At 70.8% G+C, this 12,287-nt stretch carries 14 protein-coding genes; 12 read left to right on the top strand and 2 right to left on the bottom strand.

The window, feature by feature from the left end:
- The first annotated feature begins 85 nt into the window (after nt 1-85).
- From A6P39_RS14105 to mutM, 8 genes are all read left to right on the top strand, one after another.
- On the top strand, nt 86-3,184 hold the full coding sequence (locus A6P39_RS14105; protein ID WP_067041206.1) for a helicase-related protein: 3,099 nt from the start codon (nt 86-88) through the stop codon (nt 3,182-3,184).
- Nucleotides 3,185-3,281: 97 nt separating this feature from the next.
- Nucleotides 3,282-3,869, top strand: a complete 588-nt coding sequence (gene rsmD, locus A6P39_RS14100; RefSeq protein WP_067041219.1) for a 16S rRNA (guanine(966)-N(2))-methyltransferase RsmD — start codon at nt 3,282-3,284, stop codon at nt 3,867-3,869.
- Between the two features lie 26 nt (nt 3,870-3,895).
- Nucleotides 3,896-4,375, top strand: a complete 480-nt coding sequence (gene coaD, locus A6P39_RS14095) for a pantetheine-phosphate adenylyltransferase (protein WP_067041222.1) — start codon at nt 3,896-3,898, stop codon at nt 4,373-4,375.
- 57 nt (nt 4,376-4,432) lie between these two features.
- On the top strand, nt 4,433-5,503 hold the full coding sequence (locus tag A6P39_RS14090) for an ATP synthase F0 subunit B (RefSeq protein WP_067041225.1): 1,071 nt from the start codon (nt 4,433-4,435) through the stop codon (nt 5,501-5,503).
- A 171-nt stretch (nt 5,504-5,674) separates the two neighbouring features.
- Nucleotides 5,675-6,325: a YceD family protein gene (locus A6P39_RS14085; protein ID WP_067041228.1), complete on the top strand. Its 651-nt coding sequence runs from the start codon at nt 5,675-5,677 to the stop codon at nt 6,323-6,325.
- 2 nt (nt 6,326-6,327) lie between these two features.
- Entirely contained in the window at nt 6,328-6,501 is a 174-nt protein-coding gene (rpmF, locus tag A6P39_RS14080) for a 50S ribosomal protein L32 (RefSeq protein ID WP_003951102.1), read from the top strand.
- A 19-nt stretch (nt 6,502-6,520) separates the two neighbouring features.
- Entirely contained in the window at nt 6,521-7,312 is a 792-nt protein-coding gene (gene rnc / locus A6P39_RS14075) for a ribonuclease III (protein WP_067041231.1), read from the top strand.
- 97 nt (nt 7,313-7,409) lie between these two features.
- Nucleotides 7,410-8,270, top strand: a complete 861-nt coding sequence (mutM, locus tag A6P39_RS14070; RefSeq protein WP_067041602.1) for a bifunctional DNA-formamidopyrimidine glycosylase/DNA-(apurinic or apyrimidinic site) lyase — start codon at nt 7,410-7,412, stop codon at nt 8,268-8,270.
- On the opposite strand, the gene A6P39_RS14065 is transcribed toward mutM, so the two are convergent.
- Nucleotides 8,243-8,638, bottom strand: coding sequence for a winged helix-turn-helix transcriptional regulator (locus A6P39_RS14065; RefSeq protein WP_067041234.1), 396 nt, complete (start codon nt 8,636-8,638; stop codon nt 8,243-8,245). The genes mutM and A6P39_RS14065 overlap by 28 nt on opposite strands.
- Before the next feature lie 127 nt (nt 8,639-8,765).
- Here A6P39_RS14065 and A6P39_RS14060 point away from each other — a divergent pair, with 127 nt between their 5' ends.
- Nucleotides 8,766-9,350: a flavodoxin family protein gene (locus A6P39_RS14060; RefSeq protein WP_067041237.1), complete on the top strand. Its 585-nt coding sequence runs from the start codon at nt 8,766-8,768 to the stop codon at nt 9,348-9,350.
- Between the two features lie 52 nt (nt 9,351-9,402).
- Nucleotides 9,403-9,882: a GNAT family N-acetyltransferase gene (locus tag A6P39_RS14055; protein ID WP_067041240.1), complete on the top strand. Its 480-nt coding sequence runs from the start codon at nt 9,403-9,405 to the stop codon at nt 9,880-9,882.
- A gap of 3 nt (nt 9,883-9,885) precedes the next feature.
- Here the strand turns inward: A6P39_RS14055 and A6P39_RS14050 are convergent, their stop codons facing one another.
- The gene (locus tag A6P39_RS14050) at nt 9,886-11,208 is read right to left on the bottom strand and encodes a CAP domain-containing protein (protein WP_079133197.1); all 1,323 of its coding nucleotides are present in this window, start codon (nt 11,206-11,208) and stop codon (nt 9,886-9,888) included.
- Between the two features lie 183 nt (nt 11,209-11,391).
- Here A6P39_RS14050 and A6P39_RS14045 point away from each other — a divergent pair, with 183 nt between their 5' ends.
- Together A6P39_RS14045 and A6P39_RS14040 are read left to right on the top strand one after the other, a co-directional pair.
- Nucleotides 11,392-11,673 (top strand): acylphosphatase, encoded by a 282-nt coding sequence (locus A6P39_RS14045; protein ID WP_067041243.1) that lies wholly within the window; start codon nt 11,392-11,394, stop codon nt 11,671-11,673.
- A 382-nt stretch (nt 11,674-12,055) separates the two neighbouring features.
- Complete coding sequence (locus tag A6P39_RS14040) at nt 12,056-12,259, top strand: hypothetical protein (protein WP_023546484.1); 204 nt, start codon at nt 12,056-12,058, stop codon at nt 12,257-12,259.
- Nucleotides 12,260-12,287: the final 28 nt, after the last annotated feature.

Below are 12,287 nucleotides of genomic sequence, written 5' to 3'. Positions count from 1 at the left end.
CGCCACCTCGGGACGAATCCGCAGGGCAGCGGGTGCGGCGCATCCGCAGAGCGGCGCTACGGCATTGTCAGTGCCGTGGTGTGCAATGGATCTCGTGCCCGCACTGGAAGAACCACTGAAGCAGCCCCTGAAGTCAGTGCTCGGCCCCGCCACCGCGAAGGTGATGGCCGAGCACCTCGGCCTGCACACCGTCGGCGACCTCCTGCACCACTACCCGCGCAGATACGAGGAGCGCGGCCAGCTCACCCACCTCGCCGACCTCCCCATGGACGAGCACGTCACGGTGGTCGCCCAGGTCGCCGACGCCCGCCTGCACACCTTCGCCTCCGCCAAGGCCCCGCGCGGCAAGGGCCAGCGCCTCGAGGTCACGATCACCGACGGCAGCGGCCGGCTCCAGCTGGTCTTCTTCGGCAACGGCGTCCACAAGCCCCACAAGGAGCTGCTGCCGGGCACGCGCGCGATGTTCGCCGGCAAGGTCTCCGTCTTCAACCGCCGCCTCCAACTCGCCCATCCCGCCTACGAGTTGCTGAAGGGGGACGGCGACGAGACCGTCGAGGCCTGGGCCGGCGCGCTGATCCCCATCTACCCGGCCACCGCCAAGCTGGAGTCCTGGAAGATCGGCAAGGCGGTCCAGACGGTGCTGCCCACCGCCCAGGAAGCCCTCGACCCGCTGCCGCCCGCCCTGCGCGAGGGCCGCGGCCTGGTCCCGCTCCCCGAGGCCCTGCTCAAGATCCACCGCCCGCACACCAAGGCGGACATCGCCGACGCCCGCGCCCGCCTGAAGTGGGACGAGGCCTTCGTCCTCCAGGTGGCCCTGGCCCGCCGCCGGCACGCGGACGCCGTGCTCCCGGCCGTGGCGCGCCGGCCGAAGGCCGACGGCCTCCTCACGGCCTTCGACGACCGCCTCCCCTTCACCCTCACCGAGGGCCAGCGCAAGGTCTCCCGGGAGATCTTCGACGACCTCGCCACGGAGCACCCGATGCACCGGCTCCTGCAGGGAGAGGTGGGTTCGGGCAAGGCCCAGCCGCTCGACTCGCTCGTCCTCACCCCGGCCGGCTTCCGTCGCATGGGGGACGTGCGGGTGGGGGACGAGGTGGTCGTGCCGGACGGCGGGATCGCGGTGATCGACGGCGTCTTCCCGCAAGGGGAGCGTGAGGTCTGGCGGATGGTCCTGTGCGACGGAAGCGCCGTCGAGTCCGACGAAGAGCATCTCTGGATCGTCGCCACGAGCGAGGGGTGGCGCCGCGGCCAGGACCCCAAGGTCATGACGACCCGGGACATCCGGACGGACACCCTTGAAGCCGACGGTTCCCCGAAGTGGTACCTCCCGGCGGCCGTGCCGGTCGATCTCGGAGACGACGCGGGGCTGCCTGCCGACCCGTATCGTCTCGGTCGTCGTCTCGGCCGCCTCGCCGAAGACGGATCATCGCGGCACGACGCGCCTCCGGCGACCGCGGGCGACGAGATCCCGGCGCAGAGCACAGGCGTCCCCGACGCGTTCAAGAACACCTCGGTCAAGAACCGTCTCGCGCTGCTGCAAGGCCTTCTGGACGCCGAGGGCACCGTCGGCGAGGACGGCCTGGACATCTCGCTCCGCTCGGCCTCGCGCCGGCTCGCCGACGACGTCGCCTGGCTCGTCCGCTCCCTCGGCGGCCGGGCGCACGTGCTCGCGCGGCACGGCGCGTTCGACGTCGCGCTGGCCCTGCCCGACGCATACGCACCGTTCAGGCTCGCCCGCAAAGCCGGGCGGATGCGTCCGCGCCCCGGGGGCGACACCTTCCGGCGAGCCGTGCGTGCGGTGGAGTACGTGGGGCGAAAGCCCGTCCAGTGCATCAGCGTCGCTCACCCGAGCCATGCCTACGTCACCGACCACTTCACGGTCACCCACAACACGATGGTGGCCCTGCGCGCCATGCTCGCCGTGGTCGACGCGGGCGGCCAGGCGGCCATGCTCGCACCCACCGAGGTCCTCGCCCAGCAGCACCACCGCTCGATCACGGAGATGATGGGCGAGCTGGCCGAGGGAGGCATGCTGGGCGGTGCCGAGCAGGCCACCAAGGTCGTCCTGCTCACCGGCTCCATGGGCGCCGCCACCCGCCGCCAGGCCCTGCTGGACCTGGTCACCGGCGAGGCCGGCATCGTCATCGGCACCCACGCGCTCATCGAGGACAAGGTCCAGTTCCACGACCTCGGCCTGGTCGTCGTGGACGAGCAGCACCGCTTCGGCGTCGAGCAGCGCGACGCCCTGCGCGGCAAGGGAAAGCAGCCGCCCCACCTCCTCGTCATGACCGCGACGCCCATCCCGCGCACGGTCGCGATGACGGTCTTCGGCGACCTGGAGACCTCGGTCCTCGACCAGCTCCCGGCCGGCCGCTCACCCATCGCCAGCCACGTCGTCCCGGCCGCCGACAAGCCCCACTTCCTCGCCCGCGCCTGGGAGCGGATCCGCGAGGAGGTGGCGGGCGGCCACCAGGCGTACGTCGTCTGCCCCCGCATCGGGGACGACGTCGACGAGGCGCCCGACGCGAAGAAGGCCGGCCGCAAGTCCCCCGAGGACGAGGCCGAGAAACGCCCGCCGCTCGCGGTCCTGGAGGTGGCCGAGCAGCTGGCCAAGGGCCCCCTGCAGGGCCTGAAGGTCGAGGTGCTGCACGGCCGTATGCACCCCGACGACAAGGACGCGGTGATGCGCCGCTTCGCGGCCGGCGAGACGGACGTCCTGGTCGCCACGACCGTGATCGAGGTCGGTGTGAACGTCCCCAACGCCACGGCCATGGTGATCATGGACGCCGACCGCTTCGGCGTCTCCCAGCTCCACCAGCTCCGCGGCCGCGTCGGCCGTGGCTCGGCCCCCGGCCTGTGCCTCCTGGTCACCGAGATGCCCGAGGCCGCCGCCGCCCGCCAGCGCCTGAACGCGGTCGCCTCCACCCTGGACGGCTTCGAACTCTCCCGCATCGACCTGGAACAGCGCCGCGAGGGCGACGTCCTCGGCCAGGCCCAGTCCGGCGCCCGCACCAGCCTGCGCGTCCTGGCGGTCATCGAGGACGAGGAGGTCATCGCGGAGGCGAGGCAGGAGGCGACGGCGGTGGTGACGGCGGATCCGGAGCTGGAGCGTCTGCCGGGCCTTCGTACGGCTCTGGACGCCCTGCTGGACGAGGAGCGGGAGCAGTACCTGGAAAAGGGTTAGGGGGTGTCGTACCCGGGGGCGCGGGGATGCGGCTGTCGCCGCGCGGGCGCGACCGGCCACAATGAACCGTAAAGCCGCCCACGAAGAAGGACCCCACATGACCCGCGTGATCGCCGGCAGGGCCGGCGGACGGCGCCTGTCGGTACCTCCCGGCACCGGAACCCGGCCGACATCGGACCGCGCACGCGAGGGCCTCTTCTCCACCTGGCAGTCACTCCTCGGCGGCCCCCTGGACGGCGAACGGGTCCTCGACCTCTACGCCGGCTCGGGCGCCGTGGGTCTGGAGGCCCTGTCCCGGGGCGCGAGCCACACGCTCCTGGTCGAGGCCGACGCCCGCGCGGCGAGGACGGTCCGCGACAACGTGAAGAACCTCGCTCTCCCCGGCGCCGAGGTGCGAGCGGGCAAAGCGGAACAAGTCATCAGAACCGCACCGCCCGCCGAGCCGTACGACCTCGTCTTCCTCGACCCTCCGTACGCCGTCACGGACGACGATCTTCGCGAGATTCTGCTCACACTCCGCTCGGAAGGCTGGCTCGCCGAGGAAGCCCTCGTCACCGTGGAGCGCAGCACCAGAGGCGGTGAATTCCACTGGCCCGACGGCTTCGCACCACTGAGGTCCCGTCGCTACGGCGAGGGAACGTTTTGGTACGGTCGCGCCGCCTCTACGTGCGAAGACGCACGATGACCGGACCGGAGAGCGAGGGATCACAAGTGCGCCGCGCCGTCTGTCCCGGGTCGTTCGACCCCATCACCAACGGACACCTCGACATCATCGCCCGGGCCTCCCGTCTCTACGACGAGGTCTACGTCGCGGTGATGATCAACAAGTCCAAGAAGGGCCTGTTCGAGATCGAGGAGCGGATCGAGCTGATCCGCGAGGTCACCGCCGAGTACGCCAACGTCCGGGTCGAGGCCTTCCACGGCCTCCTCGTCGACTTCTGCAAGCAGCGCGACATCCCCGCCATCGTCAAGGGCCTGCGGGCCGTCAGCGACTTCGACTACGAGCTGCAGATGGCCCAGATGAACATCGGCCTCACCGGCGTCGAGACGCTCTTCGTGCCCACCAACCCCACCTACAGCTTCCTCTCCTCCTCGCTGGTGAAGGAGGTCGCGGCCTGGGGCGGCGACGTCTCCCACCTGGTGCCCGCGCCGGTGCTCGAGGCCCTGAACAAGCGCCTGCGCAAGGACTGATGGGGCTACAGTCGTCCCGTCCGTCTCCAACCCGGCTGTAGAGAGTGGCGAGCACAGGTGGACGTGCAGAAGAAGCTCGACGAGATCGTCTCCGCGGTCGCCGGCGCCCGGGCCATGCCCATGTCGGCCTCGTGCGTGATCAACCGCGCCGAGCTGCTCGCGATGCTGGAAGAGGTGCGCCAGGCCCTGCCCGGCTCACTCGCGCAGGCGCAGGAGCTGATCGGCGGCCGTGAGCAGATGGTCGAGCAGGCCCGGCAGGAGGCCGAGCGGATCATCGAGAGCGCGCACGCCGAGCGCGGCTCGCTGATCTCCGACACCGAGATCGCCCGCCGCTCCCAGAACGAGGCCGACCGGATCCTCGCCGAGGCCCGCCAGGAGGCCGAGGAGGTCCGCGCCGAGGCGGACGACTACGTCGACTCCAAGCTCGCCAACTTCGAGGTCGTCCTCACCAAGACCCTCGGCTCGGTCGGCCGCGGCCGCGAGAAGCTGCTCGGCACCGGCCCCGGCCTGGACGAGAACGGCTACGAGGACGAGGACGCCCCCGAGCGCAGCCAGGACCCGCAGACCCTGCGGCACAACGCCGACGCCTACGTAGACGCCAAGCTGGGCGCCTTCGAGGCGGTCCTCGCCAAGACCCTGGAGGCCGTCGGCCGCGGCCGGCAGAAGCTGCACGGCCGGATCGCCACGGACGACCTCGGCGCCCTCGCCGACGACACCACGACCTTCCAGCACTCCAGCGACGCCGACTACCTCGCCGACCTCGCGGCCCTCGCCGAGCAGGACGCCCCGGCGGAGCGCCCGGACCGGCCGGCGCAGCAGCCGCAGCCGCAGCAGCCGGTGTACGAACCGCAGCCGGCCTACGGCTACCAGCAGCAGCCGGACCCGTACGCGGGCTTCCCGCAGCAGCCCGGCTACGGCGGCCAGCAGGACGCCTACGGCTACCAGCAGGCCGACCCCTACGCCTACCCGGGCTCCTACGACGCCCAGCAGGCCGCCTACGACCCCCAGCAGCAGTCTGCGCAGATCCCGGCGCAGCAGGGCTACGCCCTCGACGAGACCAGCCTCTTCGACACCAGCATGATCAGCGCGGAGCAGCTGAGGGCGTACGAACAGGGCCGGGGCCTGTAGCGGGCGGGGCCGGGGCCGCGGCGGGCGGGGGACACCGCGCCCGACCACCGGATTGGGCCGAGAGCGAAAGGTCCAGTATCCTGGCTCTTCGGTCGCGCGTATGCCCGCGATCACCGCTGCCCGGAACACCGACGGGCGGCGTCCCTTCGAGTTCGAAGATCGAAAGCAGGAATGGCTCCCAACGCCCGCCTCGACCACCGCAACCCTCTCGTGTTCGACACACACGAGCTGGGGCGGCGTCCTGGCGCGCTGCAGCGCCTGACCCGCACGATCGACGCTCCCGCGGATCTCGGCATCCAGGGGGTCATCGCAGTGCCGGAAGGCGCGCCGGTGGAACTGGAACTCCGGCTCGAGTCGGTCATGGAAGGGGTGCTCGTCACAGGCACCGCCCGTGCACAGGCCGAGGGGGAGTGCGTAAGGTGTCTGGAGCCGGTCGGGCTGGAGCTCGAAGCGGACTTCCAGGAACTGTTCTCGTACCCTGACGCCGACGACCGGGGCCGCGTGATCGCGGAACCGGGCGACGACGCCGAGGACGACGAGGACAGGTTCTTCCTCGAGGACGGACTTTTCGACCTCGAACCTCTGCTGCGCGATGCGGTGGTGCTCGCACTGCCGATGCAGCCGGTGTGCCAGGAAGACTGCCCGGGCCTGTGCTCCGAGTGCGGAGCGCGGCTGGCGGACGACCCGGACCACCATCACGACGCCGTCGACATCCGTTGGGCGGCTTTGCAGGGACTCGCCGGTTCACTCGAAGACGGCGAGAAGGACGAGATGAGCGGCGCTGACGCGGAAGCGGGCGTCGACGAGAAGCAGGAGAAGTAGCCGTGGCTGTTCCGAAGCGGAAGATGTCGCGCAGCAACACGCGCCACCGCCGGTCGCAGTGGAAGGCTGCGGTCCCCACCCTGGTTGCGTGCGAGCGCTGCCACGAGCCCAAGCAGCAGCACATCGCGTGCCCGTCTTGCGGCACCTACAACAAGCGCCAGGTCCTCGAGGTCTGAGCGGCTGGTGAGAGGCACTGTGTCCACGCCGAAGAAGAACTCAGCGGACAACCAGGCCTCGTCCCACACGCTTCTGGAAGGGCGGCTCGGCTACCAGGTCGAGTCCGCCCTTCTGGTACGCGCGCTGACCCACCGTTCCTACGCGTACGAGAACGGCGGTCTGCCGACGAACGAGCGGCTGGAGTTCCTCGGGGACTCCGTGCTCGGCCTCGTCGTCACGGACACGCTGTACCGAACCCACCCCGACCTGCCCGAAGGCCAGCTGGCCAAACTGCGGGCCGCGGTGGTCAACTCGCGTGCGCTGGCGGAGGTCGGCCGAGGCCTTGACCTGGGCGCCTTCATCCGGCTCGGCCGTGGTGAAGAGGGCACAGGAGGCCGGGACAAGGCGTCCATTCTCGCCGACACCCTGGAAGCGGTGATCGGTGCGGTCTATCTCGACCAGGGCCTCGACGCGGCGTCCGAGCTGGTGCACCGGCTCTTCGACCCGCTGATCGAGAAGTCCTCCAACCTCGGTGCCGGCCTGGACTGGAAGACCAGTCTCCAGGAGCTGACCGCGATCGAGGGGCTCGGCGTGCCCGAGTACCTGGTCACGGAGACCGGCCCCGACCACGAGAAGACCTTCACTGCTGCCGCCCGCGTCGGAGGCGTCTCGTACGGCACCGGCACCGGCCGCAGCAAGAAGGAGGCGGAGCAGCAGGCCGCCGAGTCCGCCTGGCGGTCCATCCGGGCCGCGGCGGACGAGCGCGCCAAGGCGGCCAAGGCCGCAGAGGAAGCCGCCGCGGACGGCGAGGCGTCGTCCGCGCCCGCCTGATCCACAGCAGTACCGAGCGCCCGCCCCGCCACTGACGGCGGGGCGGGCGCTCGGCTCGTCCACCGCTGTGTACGACCGGTTCTGTACGGGGGTCCCGATGCCCGAGTTGCCCGAGGTCGAGGTCGTCCGGCGCGGCCTTGCGCGCTGGGTCGCCCATCGCACCGTCGCCGAGGTCGAGGTGCTGCATCCGCGCGCCGTACGCCGGCACATCGCGGGCGCCGACGACTTCGCGCACCGCCTCAAGGGCCGTCACATCGGCACCCCCAGCCGCCGCGGCAAGTACCTGTGGCTGCCGCTGGAGGAGACCGACCAGTCCGTCCTCGCCCATCTCGGCATGAGCGGCCAGCTGCTGGTGCAGCCGCACGAGGCGCCGGACGAGAAGCACCTGCGCATCCGCGTCCGGTTCGCCGACTCCCTCGGCACCGAACTCCGTTTCGTCGACCAACGCACCTTCGGCGGGCTGTCGTTGCACGACAACACCCCGGGCGGCCTGCCCGACGTCATCGCGCACATCGCCCGTGACCCCCTCGATCCGCTGTTCGACGACGAGGCCTTCCACCAGGCGCTGCGCCGCAAGCGCACCACCATCAAGCGGGCCCTGCTGGACCAGTCGCTGATCAGCGGGGTCGGCAACATCTACGCGGACGAGGCGCTGTGGCGCGCCCGCATCCACTACGAGCGCCCGACCGCGAACTTCACCCGCCCGGCCACCACCGAACTGCTTCGCCACATCCGGGACGTGATGAACGCGGCCCTCGCTGTCGGCGGCACCAGCTTCGACAGCCTGTACGTCAACGTCAACGGCGAGTCGGGCTACTTCGACCGGTCCCTGGACGCGTACGGCCGCGAGGGCGAGCCCTGCAAGCGGTGCGGTACGCCGATCCGCCGCCGCCCCTGGATGAACCGGTCCAGCTACTTCTGCCCGAAGTGTCAGAGGGCGCCGCGCGTCTCGTCGTAACGCGCACGGGCCGCCAGCACGTCGTCCATCGAGCCCTCCACGCAGTGGATGAGGGCGAGCAGGCGCTCGGCGACCCGGCGGCCCAGGGGCGTCAGTTCGTAGTCCACGCGCGGCGGGTTCGTCGGCTGTGCCTCGCGGTGCACCAGGCCGTCGCGCTCCAGCGCGTGCAGCGTCTGGGACAGCATCTTCTCGCTCACCCCGTCGACCCGGCGGCGCAGTTCGTTGAAGCGCAGCGATCCCTCGTACAGCGCGCCGAGCGTCAGCCCGCCCCAGCGGCCCGTGACATGCTCCAGCGTTCCGCGTGAGGGGCAGGCCTTGGCGAAGACGTCGTAGGCGAGGTCGTCGAGGTCGTGGGTGGTGGCGGTCATGACGGAAAGCGTACGCCGAGGCAGCGCTAACCACCAGGTTGCACTAACTGAAAGTTAGTGCTTTCCTGAAGTCAGTGCTTTTGAGCTGCCCGCTCGCATTCCGGGCTGTCCGATCGAGGAGTCTGTAGTGACCACCCCTGTCGTTTCCATCGCCTTCCACTCCGGCTTCGGCCACACCGCCGTCCTCGCCGAGGCCGTCCGCGCCGGTGCCGCCGACGCCGGTGCCGAGGTGCACCTGATCAAGGTCGACGAGATCACCGACGAGCAGTGGGAGACGCTGGACCGCTCCGACGCGATCGTCTTCGGCTCGCCCACCTACATGGGCACCGCCTCCGGCGCCTTCCACGTCTTCGCCGAGGGCACCTCGGGCCGCTGGTACACCCGCGCCTGGCAGGACAAGCTGGCCGCCGGCTTCACCAACTCGGCCTCCAAGAGCGGCGACAAGCTGCACACCCTGCAGTTCTTCCAGACCCTCGCCGCCCAGCACGGCATGCACTGGGTCAACCTCGGCCTGCTGCCCGGCTGGAACAGCAGCACCGCCTCCGAGAACGACCTCAACCGCCTCGGCTTCTTCTCCGGCGCCGCCGCCCAGAGCAACAACGACCAGGGTCCCGACGCCGTCCACAAGGCGGACCTGGCCACCGCCGAGCACCTGGGCCGCCGGGTGACGCAGGCGGCGCTGGTGTTCGCGCGGGGGCGTGCCGCGGCCTGAGGCAGGCGAAAAGCGGGGGACACGGGCCGGCCGGGATCCGTATCGTCGCGGCATGCCGGAGCTGCATCTGCTCAGTGCGGACCACGCCCCCGCACTGCTCGCCTTCGAGCGGGAGAACCGGGCGTACTTCGCCGCGACCGTCCCGGACCGGGGCGAGGACTACTTCGCCCGGTTCGACGAGCTGCTGCACGCCCTGCTCGCCGAGCAGGACAGGGGCGAAGGCTTCTTCCATCTGGTGACCGGCACCGACGGTGAGGTGCTCGGCCGCGTCAACCTCTACGAAGTGGCGGACGGCGGTGCCTATCTCGGCTACCGGATCGCCGAGCGCGCCGCCGGCCGGGGGCTGGCCACGCGGTCCGTGCGGGAGGTGTGCGTCCGGGCCGCCGAGCGGTACGGGCTCACCGTCCTGACGGCTGACACCACCCTCGACAACGCGGCCTCGCGGGCCGTGCTGGCCCGCACCGGCTTCACCGTCGTCGGCGAGACGCGGCTCAGCGGCCGCCCCGGACTGTCGTACCGCCGCAGTCTCTGAGTGTCAGTACCCGAAGTCCTGAGTCCACCAAGGGCCGCCCGAGCCGAAGTGGACGCCGACGCCGAGGGTCTTGAAGTTGCAGTTCAGGATGTTGGCCTTGTGGCCGGGGCTGTTCATCCAGGCCTGCATCACGGCCGCCGCGTCCGCCTGGCCCCGGGCTATGTTCTCGCCGCCGAGGTCGGCGATCCCGGCCGCGTCCGCCCGGTCCCACGGCGACTTGCCGTCGGGGTCCGTGTGGTCGAAGAAGCCCCGCGCGGCCATGTCGGCACTGAAGGCCTCGGCCAGCTTGGTCAGCGAGGAGTTCGCGGACAGCGCGCTGCACCCGACCTTCGCCCGCTCCTCGTTGACGAGCTTCAGCACCTCCGCCTCGGCCGCGGCCTGCGCCGGCACCGCCACCGGAGCGGTGGACGGCTTCCTGGCCGCCGTACGCGACGGGGTGCTCGTCGGCTTGGACGCGGTGGCCGTCGGCGTCGGCTGCTGGGACGCCGTCTTCGACGCGGTGGGCGTCGGAGAGGCCGAGGCCGAGGCGGAGGCGGACGCGGAGGGGCTCGAGGACTCGGCGCCGGCCACGGGGATGCCGCCGGGGCTGTCGGCGCTGCCCGACGCACCGCCCTGCTCGGTCGCCGTGTCGCCCGGCGGGTCCACCGCCTGCACCTGCTCGCTGCCGGTGGTGTCCGTGCTGCCGCCGAGCCGGTAGTGCGCCAGGCCCGGCACCATGCCCGTGGCCACCGCGGTCGTGCCGAGGGCGACCGCGGCGGTCACCCCGAGCAGGCCCGCGCGCACCGGCCGCGCGGCCTTCTTCCGCCGCCGGCGCCTGGGCGAGTCACCGCCCGCGGCGAACCCGTCCCCACCGGGGCCCGGGCCGTCGTCGGCGGCGAACAGATAGGCGTGGGCCCTGGCGTTCGTGTCGGCGTAGGCCTCCGGGTTCAGATACGGGGCGATGCCCCGGGGCGCCCGGTCCCCCCTGTACGGCTCCATCGCGTACGAGTTGTACGGCTCCATCGCGTACGAGTCCCGCGCGTACAACTCCGGCACGTTCGGGGCCCCTCTGTACAACTCCAGAGCGTACGGGTCCCGTACGTATGAGTCCTGGGCGTACGGGTCCCGCGAGTACGGGACCTGTGCGTATGAACCCCGCGTATACGAGTCCTGCGCATATGAGCCCTGCGCATGCTGGTCCTGCGCATATGCACGCTGCGCATACGGGTCCTGCGGGTACGGGTTCTGCGGGCCCTCGCTCCCGGGGGCGGAACCGGTCGGGTGCGTGACCTCGGTGGCGCGGCCCTTGGCGGCGCGGCCGGCGGCGGAGCGTCGGTGCCGTCCCATGTCCTTGCCCTCTTCCTCATGCTCGCGGTCGAACCCGGAGCCTGCGCGGCGAGTGACTCCCCCCGGCCAACCCGACTCACTCGATCGAGTGAGTTTCATATGAGATTCATTGCGTCGGGACGGTACCCCATGCCACTGGGGGACGGATGTGTCCTGAGTGACATCGGCCGCTAGGTTGCACCCATGAGCGAGGATGTACGACTGGTCGCCTGGGTGCGTGGACACGTGCAAGGCGTGGGCTTTCGCTGGTACACGCGGGCCAAGGCACTGGAGATCGGCGGCCTGAGTGGTTTTGCTCTCAATTTGGCCGACGGTCGCGTCCAGGTGGTCGCGGAAGGGCCGCGCGAGGGCTGCGAAGGGCTGCTGGGCTGGCTCCAGGGCAGCGACACGCCCGGGCGCGTGGAGGGCGTCACCGAGATCTGGGACACACCCCGCGGCGGCTACGACGGCTTCGCCATCCGCTGAGCCGGGCCCCGCCGAGCCGTACGGACCGGCGCGCGGCGGGCCGCCGGGGCAGGGGCGGACAGCAGAAATGGCCTGGTGGTTGCCAAGAACGGCCCGGCATGGCAGGCTCCGCTGGTACATCTGATCGTCACGCCCCGAGGCACCGGAAGAGTCGCAGCGCCGCCGATTTCCCGGCCGTGCGCCCCCGGTCCGCCCGCCAATACGGGGTGTGATCGTGTTGACCGTCAAACTTTTTGGTGAGACGCTGAAAGCCCCGCGCACCTTAGCTGTTTGGCATGAAGCAACAGCAGAGCAACACCCGGATGTGCCAAGCACCGCGGGTGCGAATCCCTCACGACCCACACCGCATCGGTCGGTCACTCAGTGTGGAGGACCATCCATCATGGCAAAGGCGCTTCTCGGTTACGTCGGCGGCTCCGACCCTCGACTCCTCGCCGAGATGCGACGGCTGCAGCAGCGTGTCCAGGACCTGGAGTCCGAGCTGGTACGGATCCAGGCGGAGAACGACGCGCTGACGGCTGCCGCCTCTCAGGACAGGATCATGGAGAGCATCGACGCACACCAGGCGGAGCCTGCGCTCACCTGATCATTGCATCGCTCCACGACAGCATCGC

This window comes from Streptomyces sp. FXJ1.172 (genome assembly GCF_001636945.3).
Classification (GTDB): domain Bacteria; phylum Actinomycetota; class Actinomycetes; order Streptomycetales; family Streptomycetaceae; genus Streptomyces.
This window is presented reverse-complemented; position numbering and strand designations above follow the sequence as displayed.

What these genes read in the sequence shown, in the direction of transcription:
- A6P39_RS14105 (WP_067041206.1), top strand. Translation starts at nt 86, where the DNA reads ATGGATCTCGTGCCCGCACTGGAAGAACCACTGAAGCAGCCCCTGAAG.
- rsmD (WP_067041219.1), top strand. Translation starts at nt 3,282, where the DNA reads ATGACCCGCGTGATCGCCGGCAGGGCCGGCGGACGGCGCCTGTCGGTA.
- A6P39_RS14085 (WP_067041228.1), top strand. Translation starts at nt 5,675, where the DNA reads ATGGCTCCCAACGCCCGCCTCGACCACCGCAACCCTCTCGTGTTCGAC.
- mutM (WP_067041602.1), top strand. Translation starts at nt 7,410, where the DNA reads ATGCCCGAGTTGCCCGAGGTCGAGGTCGTCCGGCGCGGCCTTGCGCGC.
- A6P39_RS14065 (WP_067041234.1), bottom strand. Translation starts at nt 8,638, where the DNA reads ATGACCGCCACCACCCACGACCTCGACGACCTCGCCTACGACGTCTTC.
- A6P39_RS14055 (WP_067041240.1), top strand. Translation starts at nt 9,403, where the DNA reads ATGCCGGAGCTGCATCTGCTCAGTGCGGACCACGCCCCCGCACTGCTC.
- A6P39_RS14050 (WP_079133197.1), bottom strand. Translation starts at nt 11,208, where the DNA reads ATGGGACGGCACCGACGCTCCGCCGCCGGCCGCGCCGCCAAGGGCCGC.
- A6P39_RS14045 (WP_067041243.1), top strand. Translation starts at nt 11,392, where the DNA reads ATGAGCGAGGATGTACGACTGGTCGCCTGGGTGCGTGGACACGTGCAA.
- A6P39_RS14040 (WP_023546484.1), top strand. Translation starts at nt 12,056, where the DNA reads ATGGCAAAGGCGCTTCTCGGTTACGTCGGCGGCTCCGACCCTCGACTC.